The 17659-nt window shown below is 57.0% G+C and carries 13 protein-coding genes; 5 read left to right on the forward strand and 8 right to left on the reverse strand.

Annotated elements, in window-relative coordinates:
- Window positions 1–166: 166 nt before the first annotated feature.
- Window positions 167–1633 (reverse strand): MATE family efflux transporter, encoded by a 1467-nt coding sequence (locus tag ACSYSS_RS02450; protein ID WP_491703910.1) that lies wholly within the window; start codon window positions 1631–1633, stop codon window positions 167–169.
- A gap of 349 nt (window positions 1634–1982) precedes the next feature.
- On the opposite strand from ACSYSS_RS02450, the gene ACSYSS_RS02455 reads away from it, so the two are divergent.
- The 5 genes from ACSYSS_RS02455 to ACSYSS_RS02475 all read left to right on the forward strand — a co-directional run bounded on the left by ACSYSS_RS02455 (window position 1983) and on the right by ACSYSS_RS02475 (window position 6291).
- Complete coding sequence (locus ACSYSS_RS02455) at window positions 1983–2189, forward strand: hypothetical protein (RefSeq protein ID WP_491703911.1); 207 nt, start codon at window positions 1983–1985, stop codon at window positions 2187–2189.
- A gap of 45 nt (window positions 2190–2234) precedes the next feature.
- Entirely contained in the window at window positions 2235–2417 is a 183-nt protein-coding gene (locus ACSYSS_RS02460) for a hypothetical protein (RefSeq protein WP_491703912.1), read from the forward strand.
- A 92-nt stretch (window positions 2418–2509) separates the two neighbouring features.
- Window positions 2510–3940, forward strand: a complete 1431-nt coding sequence (gene dnaB / locus ACSYSS_RS02465) for a replicative DNA helicase (RefSeq protein ID WP_491703913.1) — start codon at window positions 2510–2512, stop codon at window positions 3938–3940.
- Between the two features lies 1 nt (window position 3941).
- Entirely contained in the window at window positions 3942–5465 is a 1524-nt protein-coding gene (locus tag ACSYSS_RS02470) for a Mur ligase family protein (protein WP_491703914.1), read from the forward strand.
- 61 nt (window positions 5466–5526) lie between these two features.
- Window positions 5527–6291, forward strand: coding sequence for a type 1 glutamine amidotransferase (locus ACSYSS_RS02475; protein WP_491703915.1), 765 nt, complete (start codon window positions 5527–5529; stop codon window positions 6289–6291).
- A gap of 436 nt (window positions 6292–6727) precedes the next feature.
- On the opposite strand, the gene ACSYSS_RS02480 is transcribed toward ACSYSS_RS02475, so the two are convergent.
- The 7 genes from ACSYSS_RS02480 to ACSYSS_RS02510 all read right to left on the reverse strand — a co-directional run bounded on the left by ACSYSS_RS02480 (window position 6728) and on the right by ACSYSS_RS02510 (window position 17603).
- The gene (locus tag ACSYSS_RS02480; RefSeq protein WP_491704184.1) at window positions 6728–7444 is read right to left on the reverse strand and encodes a hypothetical protein; all 717 of its coding nucleotides are present in this window, start codon (window positions 7442–7444) and stop codon (window positions 6728–6730) included.
- Between the two features lie 139 nt (window positions 7445–7583).
- Window positions 7584–8912 carry an NUDIX hydrolase gene (locus ACSYSS_RS02485; RefSeq protein WP_491703916.1) on the reverse strand — a complete coding sequence of 443 codons (1329 nt, stop codon included), beginning with the start codon at window positions 8910–8912 and terminating at the stop codon, window positions 7584–7586.
- Window positions 8913–8968: 56 nt separating this feature from the next.
- Window positions 8969–11191, reverse strand: a complete 2223-nt coding sequence (locus tag ACSYSS_RS02490) for an RNA degradosome polyphosphate kinase (RefSeq protein WP_491703917.1) — start codon at window positions 11189–11191, stop codon at window positions 8969–8971.
- Window positions 11192–11579: 388 nt separating this feature from the next.
- Complete coding sequence (locus ACSYSS_RS02495; protein WP_491703918.1) at window positions 11580–12392, reverse strand: PP2C family protein-serine/threonine phosphatase; 813 nt, start codon at window positions 12390–12392, stop codon at window positions 11580–11582.
- Window positions 12393–12565: 173 nt separating this feature from the next.
- Window positions 12566–14986: a transglutaminase TgpA family protein gene (locus ACSYSS_RS02500; protein ID WP_491703919.1), complete on the reverse strand. Its 2421-nt coding sequence runs from the start codon at window positions 14984–14986 to the stop codon at window positions 12566–12568.
- Window positions 14983–16185: a DUF58 domain-containing protein gene (locus ACSYSS_RS02505; protein ID WP_491703920.1), complete on the reverse strand. Its 1203-nt coding sequence runs from the start codon at window positions 16183–16185 to the stop codon at window positions 14983–14985. The genes ACSYSS_RS02500 and ACSYSS_RS02505 overlap by 4 nt, the downstream gene beginning before the upstream one ends.
- Before the next feature lie 8 nt (window positions 16186–16193).
- On the reverse strand, window positions 16194–17603 hold the full coding sequence (locus ACSYSS_RS02510; protein WP_491704185.1) for an AAA family ATPase: 1410 nt from the start codon (window positions 17601–17603) through the stop codon (window positions 16194–16196).
- Between the last annotated feature and the right edge of the window lie 56 nt (window positions 17604–17659).

Below are 17659 nucleotides of genomic sequence, written 5' to 3' on the forward strand. Positions count from 1 at the left end.
GTGAGGGCATTGTCTGTCTTAGCCTTGACCAGTCTAGGCTGTGCCGTGGGCAATGGTTCCAGTCTATCCAGAAACCTGTGAAGCATCTGAACGTTGTGTGAACAATGTCGAGGTTTTGCCGAGCCGCTGCTGCTGACCTCTTCTTATGCGCAGTGAAAGTGTTCAATTATCGGATTTCATGAATCCAACGATCACCATGAGCTCTGATGCCGTTGGCAATGGATCTTCCTCCGATGAACACCAAACTGAATACCGCCCATAGCATGACCATGGAAACGGTGTTGCCCATATGCAGCGTGGTGTGCATCCAGTTCATGGCAAATCCCAGTGGCAGGTATACGGCTGTGACCACGAGGCAAGTGGCGGCCAGATACACGTAGTCGCCTGCTCCGATGAGAATGCCGTCGAGGGCCCACATCCAGCCTGAAAGCGGTAGTGCTAAGGCCACAACCACTATACCGACCCGAATGAGGTTCTGCACCTCTGGGCTTGGGCTGAACAGCGGGGCCGACAACAGACCAAAAGCAAGTAGCCCCAAGGCGATGAAAACGCCTCCCCAAAGCCCGGCGCGGGCGGCGATGGATGTCAGCGCCTTTGCCCGGCGCCTGTTGCCGGAGCCGATTTGGACCGCCACTAGTGCCTGACCTGAAATTCCGATGGCGTCGAGCATGTTGAGCACGAAGTTCCAGCAGGAATTGACGGCTTGATAGCCGGCGAGCACAGCGGTGCCCATGTGGGTGGCAATGACGACTGTGGCCACCAGGCAGATGCGTAGGGCAAGGGTGCGGATGAACAACGGCAAGCCATCGCTGGCTGTCGTCATGATGCCGGAAATGCGGGGCCGCAAACGTGCCCCGGATTCATGTGCCCATTTGAGTGCAGGCACAGTAAGGACAATGCCCATGAACCACTGGGCGATGAAAGTGGCGATGCCGGAACCGGTGATTCCCCAACGGAAACCGAATACAAAGAGAACGTCGAGACCGGTGTTGAGCGCAGCCCCGGCAACCGCGGCAACGAGTGTGATACGGACCTTTTCAAGACCGCGGAAGATGCCGTTGGCCGCGTAGACCAGCAGCATGCCGGGCAGTCCGAAGATCACCGCACGCAGATACATGGTGGCCTGGGTGAGCACTTCGCCACTCGCTCCCATGGCGCGGCATAATGGCGTGGCGAAAGCGAAGAGCGCCGCCGAAACCACCATTCCAATGATGAAGGCAAGCCATAGTCCGTCGACTCCCGACTCGAAGCCTTCTTTTTTGCGTCCCGCTCCCATCAGCTTGCCTACGGATGACGTAGTGCCGTAGGCCAGGAAGTTGCAGAGCCCTGCGGCGGTGAGAATCACGGTGCTGCCGATGGACAGGCCCGCCATCGCGGTTTCTCCGATGTGCCCCACCACAGCGGTGTCGATGAGGACGAAGAGCGGATCGGCTATGAGCTGGCCGAAGGTGGGGATGGCAAGCCTGGCGATTTGCCGGTTGATGCTGCGGCGTTCGGCGGGTGCGATGTCTGTTTCACCTGCCTCCTCTGTTTGTTCGGCTGCGTCAGGTGCAATGGGTGCATCTGACGCATTTGGTGCGTTGGCATCACCACGGGTGATGTTCGATTGCGTCGTTCTCTCTTCGGAACTCATGTCTTTAACCTAACAGGTGACGGGCCGCCGTGCCAAAGAGTGTTCACTACAGGCCACAGTGCATGGTTTGGCCATGCCATGATGTGAAGCTTGCTGTATTTCCCTCGCCGGGTCGAATACCACACATCTTCGCGTCAAGCAAGTCAAACGGATGGGCAGGAGTCACCATCCCCACACTATACACAGAGTTATCCTCATAGTGTGGATAACTTTTTCTTCTGTCCACAAACTTGTCCCCAGAATGTGGATAACTTATTTTTCTATCCACATGGCAACGCCCTCGTGTGTCGCAAATGGATCGGTCACTGTTCGCAGCAGAGTCACATTTTCGACGACACGTTGCGGCAGGATGTACGGCTATTCGACCAGAATCACCGATGATGCCGTTGTCCCGGCATTCCATGAGGCGCAGCTTTGGCCGGTGGAGCAAGTGCAGTGGGGCTGGACTATCACATCGAAAACACGCTTTCCCATCTCTCCGGAGACGAACGGCAGCCCTGTTGCTGGCCCGGCTTCTGGTGCGGCATCCGAGATTCGCGGTACTCGACGAGATTGACGCAGGCATTGATGCGCGGAGGTTGGGATCGGTGGAGCGTACCGTATGCGAGGCGCGTTCCAAGGGTTTGTGTATGTTGGCCACCACACCGGCGACTATCTGCTCAATCATGTGGACGAGGTCATCGTGATGCAAGGCAGCGCGGTCGTCTCTAGCGGCACCTGCGAACAGATGCGGTTTCGACTCGATGTTGCCGATGCCGGCGCGGCCCCTACATCTCGACCATAGTCCGGCGTTCCTGACGTCAAGGCTTGTGGTTTGGCGGGCAGCGGCGTTCACGGCTCTTCCGTTCCACTATGCCCTCCTTTATACTGGGGTTCATGGCAGAAGAACATGGATGGGGAAATTCGGGCGACAGGCGCGGCGGTGGCGGCGCGGCGGGCTCACCGACGGATCTGAGTGCCGACTCGACGCTCTTTGACCGCGTGCCTCCGCACGACGACGAAGCTGAGATGGCGGTGCTGGGCGGCATGCTGATGAGCAAGGACGCCATTGGCGAGGTCTCGCAAACGCTCGATGTGTCCGACTTCTATCAGCCGAAACACCAGACAATCTACGAAGCCATCATCACGCTGTTCTCCGCCTCGCAGCCGGTGGACGCGGTGCTCGTGGCAAATGCACTCCTGAAAGATGAAAATCTTGAGAAAGTGGGCGGAGTGGACTATCTACATAGCCTTGTCGCCTCTGTGCCCACCGCCGCCAATGCCACCTATTATGCCGAAATCGTGCATCAGCGTGCCATTTTACGCAATGTCATCGCCGCTGGAACGAAAATCGCCCAGCTTGGCTACTCCGCCGAGGGCTCGCAGGCCGAGGACGTGGTGAACCTGGCCCAAAGCGAGGTCTATGAAATGAGTGTGGGGAAGGTGCGCCAGGACTATGCCCCCATCGGCACGGTGGTGCAGGACACCCTTGAGCAGATGGACAAGATGCAGAACGGAGACATGGAGCGTGGCGTGCCCACAGGTTTCAGGGATATCGACAAGTCCACACAGGGCCTTCAACCCGGTCAGATGATTGTGGTGGCCGGCAGGCCGGCCATGGGCAAGTCCACGCTCGGTGTCGATTTCGCACGCTCGGCGGCACTGCACCATAATATGACCTCGATTATCTTCTCGTTGGAGATGAGCAAGACGGAACTGGCCCAGCGCATCATCTCCGCCGAAACCAACATTCCCCTCACCGCCTTAAGTCATGCAGACGAGGACATCACGCCGGACCGGTGGAACACGCTCAACAGTTTCTGGACCAAGATGCGTGATAAGCCGCTCTACATCGACGACAGTCCGAACATGAGTCTCATGGAGATTCGTGCCAAATGCAGGCGCCTGAAGCAGACCAACGACCTGAAGCTGGTGGTCATCGACTACCTGCAGCTCATGAGTTCGGGCAGACAGGAGGAGAGCCGTCAGCAAGAGGTCTCGGGCTTCTCGCGAGCCTTGAAGTTGCTGGCCAAGGAGCTTGAGGTGCCGGTGGTGGCTCTTTCCCAGCTGAACCGCGGCCCTGAGATGCGCAACGACAAGAAGCCGATGCTCTCCGACCTGCGTGAGTCCGGCTCCATAGAGCAGGACGCCGACGTGGTCTTCCTCGTGCACAGGCCGGATGCCTACGACAAAGAGGACAGGCCCGGAGAGGCCGACATCATCATGGCCAAGCACCGTAACGGACCAACCGATACGTTCACGCTTGGTTTTCTCGGGGCCACGTCCAAATTCAAGGACATGCCCCAGGCTCCTCAGCAGGTGGTGTGATATGGCTTGGAATTCTTTTGCGACACCGGCATTGGGCAAGGCAGTGCGCGCAGCCTCGCGCCTCATGCACCACGGCGGCAGCGCGCTGCCGGGCAAGGTAATTGAAAGCTTCGACCCAGGTTTCCTCTCCCGCACGCTCGGCGGCCTCAAGTATGGGGTCGTCCTGGTCTCGGGGACGAATGGCAAGACCACCACCACGCGCATGGTGGCATCCATGCTAGGCGACCTGGGGCTTAAGGTCTTTACCAATCCCACAGGCTCCAACTTCACCCGTGGCGTTGTCTCTGCGCTGCTCACCCGGGTGGATTGGCGCGGCAGGCTCGATGCCGACATCGCTGTCTTGGAACTTGACGAGGCGTATGCGGTCAAATTCGTGGAGCAGATGCCGCCACGATACGCTCTGCTGCTCAATGTGATGCGCGATCAGCTTGACCGCTTCGGCGAGATCGACAACACGGCGCGGCTTTTGGGCCGTGTGGCCGCAGCCACTGACGGCACCGTGGTGCTCAACCGTGAGGACAGGCGCATAGCCGCGCTTGCCTCTCAGGTACCGGACGGAACGAAGGTTCGCTATTTCGGGCTTTCCGAAGCTTTGCGGCCACGGTTCCCCTCAGACGATGAGATGCATGAGTACGAGTTAGGCGTAGCAGGCAGCAAACAACATGTCCATGCTGGGCGGCATTGCGCCACTGATTCAGTGAATGCCACGAATACCGTAGGCGCAGTGGATTCGTTGAATAGTAACCCAGGTTCAGACGGAGCGTCTGCGGCGCATGACTTAGGAATTGGAATCAGCGTTTCCCAAGTGGTCCAGGGCCAGGTTAGCGCCGCCCAAGCCAACGAACAGGCGCGCAGGCACGCCGATGTGGTGCTTGAGAGCGTCGGTGATCGCAGCGTGCAGCTGCGTATGGATGACGCGTTGTTCCAGACCGAAGTGAGGTTTGAGGGGCTGTATAACCTCTACAACGCCGCGGCGGCCCTCGCCGTTACTCGGGCGGTGATGGCGGATGTGAATGCCACAAATGTGGGCAGGAGTGAGCCTCGGGCTGAGGACGAACGGCTTATCCATGCACTTTCCCACGTCACCCCGGCGTTCGGCAGGGGGGAGACCATCGAGGTCAATGGGGCTCCGGTGGAGTTGCTGCTGGTGAAGAACCCTATGGGGTTCCGTATGTCGCTTTCAAGCTTCCCGCCTCATGGTTGCCCCACCATGATTGCCATCAACGACGAATATGCCGACGGGCGGGATATGAGTTGGCTTTGGGACGTGGATTTTGAATCGCTGCGTTCGGAAGGCGTGGCTGTGGTCTCGGGCGTGCGTGCATGGGACATGGCATTGAGGTTGGAATACGATCAGGTGTCGGTCGGGAAAACCGATACGGACATCAGCTCGGCGTTGCATGAGTTTGTGCAATCGAATCCCGGCAAGCCAAAGCATATCTATTGCACATATACTGCTATGCTTGCCATTCGTGCAGAGCTCGGGAAAATCGCCGATGTCCCGGATGCAGGGGTGGGTCGATGAATACTGGCGTATCTTGGAATGCCGCGTATATGGCCATTGGCACTGTTGAAAGGGAACTGGCATGACTTCAACCAAATCTGACCGACCTATCGATGTGGTTTCGCTCTACCCAAACGATATGAACATCTATGGCGACTGGGGCAACGTCCTCACGATACAACGCAGGCTTTCCCTCTACGGCTATGCCCCTAGGCTCCACGCCTACAATCAGGGTGACCGGTGGCCGGAGCAGGTTGACATGATTCTCGGTGGCGGAGGGCAGGACACCGGGCAGAAGAAGATTTCCGACGACCTGTTCACGCGGGCCGATATTCTGCGCTCGTTGGCTGCAGATGGCGTGCCGATGCTCATGATCTGTGGCCTGTATCAGCTGTTTGGCGAATATTTCGACACTGTGGACGGCACACGTTTGCCCGGCATCGACATCATGGGGGTTTACACCGAGGGCCAGGCACACCGTATGATCGGCAACCTGACGGAAACCAGCAAACAGTTCGGCACGATTGTGGGCTATGAGAACCATTCGGGCCAGACATTCCTGCGAGAGGGTGTTGAGCCGTTGGGCACAGTGGAGCATGAGGGTACCGGCAACAATGGTGTGGACCACACGGAGGGTGCCCGCGTGGGCAATGTCATTGGCACCTACATGCATGGTTCACTGCTGCCCAAGAATCCGAAGATTTCGGATGCTCTGATTCGTGAGGCTGCCGAGCACCGTTATGGAAAGTTTGCGCCCACCTCCGATGCCGACCAGCAGGCTGAGCTGAAGCGGATTGACGGGTTGGCTTCTAAAGCCGCAAGCATTGCGATGCAACGGCCGAGATAGGCTCTGTGTCTAGAGCGACGAATATCGGAATACGTCGCCGGAACCTTGTGGCAAATACAAACATGGCAGGGGTGGGAAAACACCGAACCGCGAAAGCGCCTGTCGGCGCGAACGCCGCTCGAAGCGGCAAAAAATGAAGCCCGGGGCTTAAGCACGGTTCGGTGCAGATTTCAAGTATACCCGACGTGCCGTTCGCCACGCGCCAGATATGTGCCTAGCTGAAAATGAAATACACCGATTGTGCCAACACAGTCGTCCTACCTACTGAGACGAAAGGTGTCGTAATTGGTTAGGAGGAAATAAAAAGAGCAGAGGCAGGAAGGTGAGGAATTATGAGAGAAAGTGGCACACAGTGTGATTGGGCTGATGTCACGGTTATTTCAAACGGCCGATGTGCCAGATAATCTTCTGCATCTGACATCCAGTGAGCTCTAGATTATTCTAGGCGGCCGCGGCGCCAAAGTCGTGCTCCCTCGTGGAAGTCGTGGGAGGTGACGGACAGGTTGGACGCGGTGGAGCGCAGATTCGTTGCCGATTGTCTGAGCAATTCATTCTGCGATTTGTCCTCATCAGAGATCGCTCGAGGTTTATTGGCCTGTTGCAATAGTGTCTTGGCACGTTGCTTCATACCACGTACAATGACATCGGTGAAGGCGGCGGCCCGTTCGAGCGCCACAGCGAAATCTCCGGTGAAAGCGCCGGAAAGGATCGAATCCGCCGTGCGTGATATGTCACCGCTGTCAGGCGCGCTGTCCACGCCCACAATCGCCGAGGAAGATGTGGCAACCGGCTCGCCGATTCGCCATAAATATGAGATTTCGTCATTGTTGTTTCGCATCCACGACCTCAGCAGGTAGAGCCGCCAAAGAATGCCCGGCAACGAATCAGGCTCGCTATGGCTCCAAAGTTCGGCTATGACATCCACTCCCTCGGTATCTACCAAGGTGATGACGCGTTGCACCACTTTCTGGTCGAGCGTGTGATGCACCCTGTTGAGCAGAGCGGCCGCCGATGCGTGGCTCATCTCATTGACTTCCTCGGGATCGAGCCCGCCCGCCACATGTTCGGTGAGGGTAGGATCAAGCTGTGAGGGGCGCGAAGGGCGGGATGATCCTGTGCGGGCTGGCACGAATCCAGGGCGAGCAGAGACCACCGAACCCGATCCGGACGATTGCGCGCCGAAGCCATAACCGGATGCTGAGTCCGCCGAAGTGATGGTACGGATGTGTCTGGTTTGCACTCCTGAACACGTACGGTTCCAGCCGTAATTGTGGGAGTCGAAATCCAAAAAATCAGTAAACAAGTGGTGCCATTCTCTGTATGTCTATAATTTTAGGGCCCTGAGGGCCTTGTACCATGAACAATGCTACGGCGTTTGCAGTTGGCATATATGGCGTTTTCGCAATGAGCTGTTTGGACAGCATGGGAGAGGTGCATAGGTCCCGCAGATGGGCGAACACTCCACCGATGACCGGCCGGTGCGTGCATACCAGTGTACAGGCTGTCTGCGAAGAAGGTGTTTGAACGCAAGGGTCTGCGGCAGGATCGTTACCGGTTGGTGGCGCTGTTTTAAGACGTTGTGCGCGATCTGTGGTGTTCGTGGCGTCTGTGGTTTGTGCATTGTTGGAGCTGCCTTGCATACTCATGAGCATGGAGTCGATCTCGCCTCGTACCTGTCTCCAAGTCTCTTCAGGACGTTCGGCGAAAGCATCTTCGGTGAGTTCTTGGGCACCGATCACCGGTAATGCAGTGTGCCAGGCATACGATTCAATGGTCTGTGTGCAACGCAACCACGGTGACGATATGAGCCGAGTCGGGTTGTAGCAGGCAAGCTCCCGAATCAATGCAAAGCTGGCTGCGGCTCCCTTTGGCGTGATGGGTCGTTCGGCGTCGGTGCCGCTCCAGCGTTTGCGTGGCTCCGCCTTTCCGTGACGCACGATAATGAGTGTATGTGCCCCCAGCGCACCCTCCTTGACACGGGAGACAAATTGGTCGAGAATGCCACGGTCTAGGGAATGGGAAAGCAGTTTGCGTGCCTTGGAAACAGAGGCCCACCTCACCTCGTCGATTTCGCCGGTTGATGCGTGTTTGATGGGCCCCAAAGTGGAAGACCTGCGAGCTGCTTCCTGATCGTTGATTGGTGTTGCCATCCAATAGGTCACATGTTTTACCATTCCCGAGTTCGAGCGTTTGCTCCGTTTGGATTTCTGGCCCTCTTGTTCAAGGCTGTATTCTTCTTCGCCCAATACCGGGCCAAGGCTTATAGGCACCCCACATTCCTCTTCAATCTCTCGTACAGCGGCATGATGGGCGGATTCATTGGTTTCCAGCTTGCCTTTTGGCCAACTCCAATCGTCGTATTTCGGGCGATGGACCAGACACACCTCCAAACCTCGAAACGCATCGTAATCGGCATATTGCTCAGGAGCCAACTTGGATTTCTTCTGTTTGTGTTTGGACACCTTGCTGTTTGATGAGCTTCGAGAGGAGTCATTCTGTCTATTTGAGGCAGGTGAAGTCGTCACTGATTGAGGTAAGACGGTGTCTCCGCTCGTCAAATTGCTCCACCTATACGGAATGCCGCCCGCGGCCTCCACGATATGCTCTGGTTTTCCATTCATTCGAAGCCCACTTTGTTTTGGCCTATTCTCTACTTGGACAAGGGGTGATGGGTGCGCTATCCGTGTTGGTGCATCTTGATGAGAACTTCTTGGCAATCGGCCAATGGCTTGCCGTTCTCGTCATGGTTATGCCGCTTATATGTGCCGTCTGGTTGCATATGCCACGATGAGGTGGTGTCGGCCATCTGCAGGTCGATGTAGTCAATGAGCGTTTGGACCTGGTCCTCATCGCTGATACGAACCAACGCCTCAACCCGTCGGTCGAGATTACGATGCATGAGGTCCGCCGAACCAATCCAGACCTCAGAACCTGCAATCGGTCCTTCGCCAATCTGCGGTCCAACTGAATTGGCAAAGGCATAGATACGACTGTGCTCCAGGAAACGACCGAGGATTGAGCGCACTCGGATGTTTTCGCTTAAGCCCGGAACTCCTGGCTTAAGGGCACAAATGCCTCGTACCACAAGATCGATCTTTACCCCGGCTTGGCTGGCTCTATAGAGGGCATCGATGGTCTTCTCGTCCACGATGGAGTTGACCTTGATCTTGATCCAGGCCTCGTGACCGTCCAGTGCGGCCTTCTCCTCGCGTTCGATGCGCTTGATGAGGCCGGAACGAGCTGTGCGTGGTGCCACTAGGAGGCGGCGAAAGCTGGACTTTGGCGCATAGCCTGAGAGCTGGTTGAACAGACGGCCGACATCTTGGCCTACCACGGGATCGCAGGTCAAAAGACCCAGGTCGGTGTAGATGCGCGCTGTCTTGGGGTTATAGTTACCGGTGCCGACGTGGCAGTAACGGCGAAGACCGTCGGCTTCCTGGCGGACCACCAGAGAGAGTTTGCAGTGTGTCTTAAGGCCCACAATGCCGTAGACCACATGCACTCCGGCCCGCTCGAGCTTACGAGCCCATGCGATGTTGGCATCTTCGTCGAACCGGGCCTTGATCTCGACCAGGGCGAGCACCTGTTTGCCGGCATGGGCCGCATCGACCAGTGCATCGATGATGGGCGAGTTGCTGGAAGTGCGGTAGAGCGTCTGCTTGATGGCCAAGACCTTCGGATCCGCAGCGGCCTGGGCAAGAAACGCCTGCACAGAAGTGGAGAACGAATCGTAGGGGTGGTGCAAGAGGATGTCATGTTCGCGGATGGCGGCGAAGATGTCTTGAGCGCGGCTGGACTCCACGGTGGCGATGCGTCGGTTGGTGATGGGGATGAATGGCTTGTTCTTGAGGTCAGGTCGGTCGATGCCCTGCAATTCGTAGAGCACGGTGGCATCCAACGGCGCGGGAAGCCGATAGACCTCGTCCTCGCTCACGCGCAGGCGACTTGCCAGAAGCTGGGAGAGCATCGGACTGGTTGCGTCGGAAAGTTCCAGACGGATTGGCGGTCCGAACCGGCGGCGCAGCAGTTCCTTCTCCATGGCGTTGAGGAGGTTTTCGGCATCGTCCTCCTCAACGTCGATGTCCTCATTGCGGGTCACCCGGAAACTGCGAGCCTCCTTGATGATCATGCCCGGGAAGAGCGATTCCAGGTGAGAGATGATGAGGTTCTCCATGGTGATGAAGCCGAAGCGTTCCTCGCGGCTCTCCTCGTCCGTGAGGTCGTCCACGGGTACCAGTCGGTTCATGTTGTCGGGAATCTTCACACGGGCGAAATGGGTCTTTCCGCTGGCAGGGTTTTCCACAAGGACGGCAAGGTTCAGGGAGCCCCCTGATATATAAGGGAAGGGGTGTGCCGGATCGACGGCCAGAGGTGTGAGCACGGGGAACACTTGCTGGCGGTAATAGCGGGAGAGGCGTTCCTGTTCGGCGCTGGTGAGTTTGTCCCAGCTCAAGAGCACGATATGCTCTTTGGCCAGCTCGGGCAGCAGATGATTGATTATCTGGTCGGCGTGCTCAGCTTGCAGCGAGTGCGCGGTCTCCTCAATGGTGCGCAGCTGTTGACGTGGGCTCAGCCCTGCGGGAGAGTTCACGGCGATGCCGGAATCGATGCGGCGTTTCAGGCCGGCTACACGAACCATGAAGTACTCATCGAGGTTCGAGGCGAAGATGGCGGCGAAGTTCGCGCGTTCCAGTAGTGGCTGCTCCGGGTCTTCCGCAAGCTCAAGGACACGTTTGTTGAATTTGAGCCAGCTCAGCTCACGGTCAAAATAGCGGTCTTCTGACAGAGGCTCCTCGCCTTGAAGGGTCTCGCGCCTGTCTGCCTTGTCGGTCTCGGCGATATGCTCTGCTATCTGCTTACGCAATATTGCCTTTGAAGGTGCATCAAATATCTGTGCCATGCTCCTATTTTAGTCGAAGGTAGGGAGCTTTACATGGTAATTGGTCGGTTTCCGGCTCCGTCGTCTGGACGAGCACCGTGTATGTGTCATATAGAAAGGTTGGGTAGAGACAAGCGCACGATTCCTACCATTTGCGCACATTTGCGCACTTTGGTTTGCTTGTTGAACCATCAACGAGGATAATCGTAAGTACAAGGAAAACTTAATAGTGCGGAAGCCCACAAGAAGACAAAGGTAATCACTACCTTAACGTTGCATAGCAGAGAACTTACTTATGACAACGATGGTGTTGTGCATCATTCCGCAGTTGAGTTTGCTTTGGAGGACCCGCCTCGGCGGGTCCTTTTCATTGCAGGCAAGTGTGTTTGAGGACCGACGACGTTCGTTCTCAGGATGTCTCGGCGATGGAGTCCAAGTCCTCATTGTCGTTCAGTTTTCTTGCGCTCCAGCGTGCCTGAGGGTCAGGGGTACTCATAACCGCATCCACCACGATGACCGTTACATTGTCTCTTCCACCTGCCTCAAGTGCCGCGGATACCAAGGCGTCTACCGTGGCTTGCGCAGTGGAATGCTCCTGTGAGATCATGCCGATCTGCGTATCGTCCACCTCTGAATACAGTCCATCGGAGCAGATGATGAATCTGCCGGAGGGATCCACTGCGAAATAATCGGGATGAATACCGCCAGGAGCCCCCACAGCCTGGGTGATGACGTTGCGGGGAATGGTGGCGTTGGCCACTTCGGGTGTCATGATTCCCGAATCAATGGCCTCTTGTCGTTGCGAATGATCTTTTGTGATGCGCAACATGGAGTTTGCCTTTGTCAAGCCGCGCTCGTTGAAATCGAGATGGTAGGTGCGTGAATCTCCTACATTGACTACATACCATGGCCGTGAATCGTTGATTTGTGTGGATGTGGCCGGGCAGGGCAGTACTAGGCCCGTCACAGTTGTGCCTGAGATGCCACCGAGATTGTTGCCCAAAGTCTCCACTTTGTGTTGTGCCAGGTCAAGAGCGTTCTCAATATCGCCGCGAGAACGAACCGGCAGCGATTCGAGGGTCTTCAAGGATGCTGCAGTGATGGAGCTCGCCTGCTCGCCGCCCACGCCGCCTCCCATGCCGTCGCATACCAAATACAATCCATCCGCATTCAAGGCGAAATCCTGGTTGGTGCGGCGCACCTTGCCCACATCGCTGCCCATGGCTATATGTATCTGCAAGTCATTCATGACTGTTTCGACCCTTTCGTGTTAGGCGTTGAGCCGTCGTCCAGCATTCGATTATAGACGTATGTGCTCATGTATGTTTTCCAGGCTGAAGTGTGCGCTTCAGAGCATGTGCTGGAATATGGATTGTCAAGTTTTGGCAGACACGGTCATTCGTCCGCCTTTCTGAGCTTGGCGCGTTTGTGGCGAGGCAACACGCCTTTGAGCGAAAGTTTGGTGCGGATGCGCCGCCATCCATGTTGGTTGCTCACCATGAGTTCGCGCAATCGGTCCGCAGTCTTCCAGTATGTTTCGGCGGCATGATCGTCAACACTTTGACCTGAATACGCAGCCCAATCCGCCTCGCGGCCGGCTTGCGCCACCTGCGAGTCATCAAGTCCCAGCGACCGGGCGATTGTTTCTGCCTGCTCGAGTCTGGTGCCTCCTTCTTCAAGGTTGGCACCACTCTGCGTGGCTGCCATGGTGATTGCTCTCCATCCAGATGAGATGCGATGCCTCGGAGAGCCTGTTCGGCGCAACGATGCGATTTGTGCGGCTTTGAGTGCCAGAATAATCAGGCGGATCAGAGCCAGGGCCCAAACCGGACTGCCGTACACCATTACGGTTCGTGCCACGGTAAGCACCTGACCCAGCGTGGAATTGCCGTTGCCTTTGTTGGCGTCGTCACCGTTGGCACCGGAATGTTCTCGGGCCTGCATTTTGTCGTATAACGGATCGACGAGAGGCACCGGGGGTTGACGGACCAGATTCTTGGGGTTGGGCGGCGTCGGATCCTGGTCTTTGTCTGGTGTCTTTGTCTCACGAGGGGTGGGGTAGAACGCCGTCCAACCCCAATTCTTGAGATCGATTTCCACCCAGGCCTCGATGTCGTTTCCAGTGAAGGAAACCTTGGTGTTCCCTTGCGATGACGGTCCGCCTTGGGTGCGTGACTTTGAAGTCCGCCCGTCCTTGTCTTTGGGAATGAAGCCAAGCACCACACGTGATGGCAATCCCAGTTCCCTGGCCATCAGCGCCATGGCGGAGGCGTACTGCTCGCTGTCGCCCACCATGGTCTCACCCAACAACGATTCTATGCGGTAGCTTCCATGCCCCGGCAATGACGGATAATCACCGGTCAAACCGTGTGAGAACCATCCAAGTCGCTGCAGCGAGTCCGAAAGCTTTTGGGCCGTTTGCCCTCCTGTGGTCTGTTCACCGGCCAAAGCCGGGGCCAGTTTACTCGCCGCATCAGGCGCGTCGCGGGCTTTGGGCTGCGTGGTGGTCTGTATCGGCGATTTGGCGATCTGTGCTGCAGTGGGTTCGGCCTTGAGGTCGCCGGTTTCAATGTAGCGTTGCCCCGCGTGTAGACCGGTGGAATAGATGCCGGTGTCGGTAGAGGAGTTGAAATAGAACTCGTCAGGGCTGCTGCCGTGTGTAAAGGAGACCCCGTCCGCAGATCCGGCAAGAGGCAGCCACTGCTCGCCCAGGCCCTGATGCACCTCAAATGTAGCAGTGAATCTCTGTGCCGTACCGTTTCCTCCAGCCGGTCCCCGCGCCTGATCAGCATGCCGCCCGATTCGGGACCCCACACGTCGATAATCCGAGGAATCCGCCGCACTTTTGGAATCGGAAAGGTTCCATACATTCCCGTCGAACCGGTCCATGGCTGCAAGGCGCACCGGTGTGCCGGCGGGCAAGCCGGTGACCGTGAGCAGTTTATCCTTTTTATGGTACCTCACATACGACCGCATACCGCTTAACGGACTGGAAAACTGGTGCAGGTTGAGTGGAGGGTCGTAGCTTCCGCGCAGGGTGAAGCGGTCGGCGGGAATCAGGAACGATGAGCCAAGAGCAACACCCGCTGCAAGAGCAAGGACAACGACCGAACTCATAAGCCGTTGCATTTCGAGATGGCCTAGGCGAATGGACATCCACACCACAAGCAGCAAGGCGATGGCGACGCCGCGCACTGCAGTGAACAACCCCTCAGATGTGCCGAGCAATGCACTTACCGCCATATTGGCGAACACAGGTAACGGGCTGAGGCATATCGACAGGCGTGAGACGCCGATTGACATGACGCTCGCCAGGAAACCCAGCCAAAGATTCGTCGTCCATAAGGCCATGAGACCTCCACCCGATGATCCCAGAGGAGGGTTGACGGATATGACATATTTGAACGATCCAAAGGTGTCTATGAAACCTTGTACCAGAGTCTGTGTGCTCGGCACAATCCCCGCCAGCGTGGTGCTGTTCAGTGCCAATATTGGTCCGATGACGAATTGGGCCAGTATCAGAAGGGCCAGTTGGACCCAGATGCTTGCACTCGAAGAGCGAGCGGCTAAGGCGATGATTCCACCTAAACCGACGGAGCCGACTGCCGTAAGCCCCCAAAGGGCCCATGAGCCATAGACGTTTTCCATATTGAGCGAGGCAATGAGACTGAGCAGGGCGAAAAGCAGCAACGTGGCAACGCTGCCATGGTTTAATCCAGGCTGAACCTTGATTGCTGGTGTGTGGGAGTGTTGTGACCTAGGTATGTCGATCGGCGAGCGTGTGACGGCTGCCCAAGCTTCGCCGTTGCCCTTCATGAGAGTGCCTCCATGATCAATTGAAGACTGTTCAGATCTCCCAGGCGAGCCAAGGTGAAGTCATCGTATTGGCGTATGGATCGATTCGCACCTGGGCTCGTCTGAAGAATGATGTTGGTGGCGGCGTGGGGAAGGGGAGCGGCGATGCGACGCAACGAATCCTCGTCCACAATGGAGCCGACGACGAGGAAATAGAACGATGAGGCAGGACTGCCGACAAGCGTGTCCACCGCAATGTTGCGTTTGCTAGATGTGCTTGGGCTGATGCCGCTGCACCAATCCAGAAGCGCAGAGGCATCGGTCGGTGTTGTGCGCGAAGAACCGGCGCTGGCTGCAAGCGGTCTGTGTTGATCAAGGCATTGGACCCCAACCGAAGCTATGACGCAGACGGCAAGCTCGAATTCCTCGGCGCTCGCGTAATCCGTGGCATTGACGCTGAGGCTCAATGCAGTGTCTGTGCGTTTGGTGGCTTCATATTGGCGCATCATCAGGTGGCCGGTTTTTGCGGTGCTCAGCCAATGGATGTTGCGGATATCATCTCCTGGCTGATATTCGCGCATACCGTAAAAGTCGAGGTCGTCATCCACGATCTGCCCGCTGGGGGTGCCTTCCAGGTCACGGACTATGCCGGAATGCCAAGGGGCCAAGCGCACTGTTTTCGGGTGGATGTACAGCTTGGAATCGCCGGCAATGGAGCGTTCATGACGGATCAGGCCCAAGGGGTCTCCTTTATGGACGCTTAGCGGGCCAACGCCCAGCACCGCACGTTGGACGGTGCAGAGATTGATGTTCACATCGTTGCTGCCGTGGGGGGATAGTGAGGGGATGTGGAATTCCTCGTTGATATCCCCCAGTTGCAGGGTGCCCCAAGCCGAGGAACATCGAACCTGGCCAGGGTTGGTGACGGTGATGTTCACGCTGACCGAGTCTCCCACGGTCACACGCTCGGCTGAAAGGTCGAGTTGTGCCTGCAGCCTCGTATTTCCCAATGCCATCACCAGTCCGGAAAGAATCAGCATAAGTGCCATGGCAGCGACTACAAGGAGCTCATACCATTGAAGTTTTGCAAACAACACCAGGCAGAGCGTCCCGAATGCAAGCGCCAGCCAACCGAACGGTGTGATGAACGCCGTCAATTTGCGATGGACGGTGGTGAGGATCTTGCGTGCGCGGATGGTTGCGTGTTTTAGCCGTGTCATGGGGATCGTCAATCCTCTATGCTGGGCGCAGGTACGGTCTGAAGGATCTGTCGCACAATCTGCTCACTGGTTTCCCCGCGGAACGTGGTCTCTGTGTTGAGGACGATGCGGTGCGCAAGCACCGGGACGGCGAGCTCTTTAATGTCGTCAGGCACAACGTAGCCGCGTCCGCTGGATGCTGCCCAAACCCTTGCGCATCTCGTGAGTGCCAAGGCACCCCTCATTGAGGAACCTGCCTTGAGTTTTTCGCTGTTGCGCGTGGCCTCCACCAGACGCTCGATGTATTCCAGAATACGTTCGTCCACATGCACTGCGCTTGGTATGGAGCGCAATTCCTTGATGTCGTCTCCGGAAAGGACAGGGGAAATGGTTCGTGCCCGATCGGTCACATCCACCTGTTTGAGAATTTCGATGCTGGTCTGGCGATCGGGTGCGCCTATCGAGGTCTTGATGAGGAATCTGTCCATCTGTGCCTCCGGTAGTGTGTATGTTCCCAATTGCTCAAGTGGGTTCTGGGTGGCGATGACGATGAACGGCTGAGGCATGTCGTATGTGACACCGTCAACCGTCACTTTCTGTTCCTCCATGACCTCCAGCAGGGCCGATTGGGTTTTGGGGGAGGCCCGGTTGATTTCATCCGCCAGGACAATGGAGGCGAAAATGGGTCCGGGGCGGAATTTGAACTCACCGCTTTTCTGGTCATAGAAGGTTACGCCCACCACGTCGGAAGGCAGGAGGTCCGGAGTGAACTGGATGCGCTTGAACGAGGCGTCGATCGAACTGGCCAGCGCCCGGGCCAGCTGCGTCTTGCCTGTTCCCGGGTCGTCTTCCAGAAGGATGTGGCCTCCCGCCAACAAGGCTGTGATGCAGAGTTTGATGGGTAATGGTTTGCCCACCACCACTGCTCCTATATTGTCGCCCAGTGTTGCAAACGTCTGCTGGAACGTCAGAAAATCCGGATCAGCGGGAGGGATGATGCCAAAATCAGGGGAAGATGATGCGTCGGGCAGGGGTGCCTGATACGTTGTGGCATTGGTTCGGGTCGGCGCAAGGTTCTGCCCGGCATCAGTTTGTGTACGGTTCTGTGATGGTTGGGGACGATGCCCGGCGACGCGAAATGCAGCGTATTCGGGTCCGTCTGGGTGTGGGGATTTTGTGTTCGGCGTCTTCCTGCGGCGATCAGTGTTCTGTCTGCCCTGCCCTGCCCTTCGCATTGCTGTGGTCTGGTAGATGGTTTCGTCTGATAGCGGGTTACCCCGCGACGGTGATCCTATCTGCGCCGATGCGGCATGTGGCTCTTCGGCTGCATCGTTGTTATACCGCGGGTTATCGGCTTGCCTGTCGGATTGCCGTACATGCGAAGATGTTTGTGAATGGTTTGGTTGTAGTGTTTCATCACTGTCGGTCGGTTGAGGCATTGCCTGCTGGATCATTGAGAGCAGCGTTTCGTCATCAACCGTGTCGTTGATGCGAT

This window comes from Bifidobacterium sp. ESL1118 (genome assembly GCF_058505595.1).

What these genes read in the sequence shown, in the direction of transcription:
- ACSYSS_RS02450 (WP_491703910.1), bottom strand. Translation starts at nt 1,633, where the DNA reads ATGAGTTCCGAAGAGAGAACGACGCAATCGAACATCACCCGTGGTGAT.
- ACSYSS_RS02455 (WP_491703911.1), top strand. Translation starts at nt 1,983, where the DNA reads ATGTACGGCTATTCGACCAGAATCACCGATGATGCCGTTGTCCCGGCA.
- ACSYSS_RS02460 (WP_491703912.1), top strand. Translation starts at nt 2,235, where the DNA reads ATGCGAGGCGCGTTCCAAGGGTTTGTGTATGTTGGCCACCACACCGGC.
- dnaB (WP_491703913.1), top strand. Translation starts at nt 2,510, where the DNA reads ATGGCAGAAGAACATGGATGGGGAAATTCGGGCGACAGGCGCGGCGGT.
- ACSYSS_RS02470 (WP_491703914.1), top strand. Translation starts at nt 3,942, where the DNA reads ATGGCTTGGAATTCTTTTGCGACACCGGCATTGGGCAAGGCAGTGCGC.
- ACSYSS_RS02475 (WP_491703915.1), top strand. Translation starts at nt 5,527, where the DNA reads ATGACTTCAACCAAATCTGACCGACCTATCGATGTGGTTTCGCTCTAC.
- ACSYSS_RS02485 (WP_491703916.1), bottom strand. Translation starts at nt 8,912, where the DNA reads ATGAATGGAAAACCAGAGCATATCGTGGAGGCCGCGGGCGGCATTCCG.
- ACSYSS_RS02490 (WP_491703917.1), bottom strand. Translation starts at nt 11,191, where the DNA reads ATGGCACAGATATTTGATGCACCTTCAAAGGCAATATTGCGTAAGCAG.
- ACSYSS_RS02495 (WP_491703918.1), bottom strand. Translation starts at nt 12,392, where the DNA reads ATGGGCAGCGATGTGGGCAAGGTGCGCCGCACCAACCAGGATTTCGCC.
- ACSYSS_RS02500 (WP_491703919.1), bottom strand. Translation starts at nt 14,986, where the DNA reads ATGAAGGGCAACGGCGAAGCTTGGGCAGCCGTCACACGCTCGCCGATC.
- ACSYSS_RS02505 (WP_491703920.1), bottom strand. Translation starts at nt 16,185, where the DNA reads ATGACACGGCTAAAACACGCAACCATCCGCGCACGCAAGATCCTCACC.
- ACSYSS_RS02510 (WP_491704185.1), bottom strand. Translation starts at nt 17,603, where the DNA reads ATGCCTCAACCGACCGACAGTGATGAAACACTACAACCAAACCATTCA.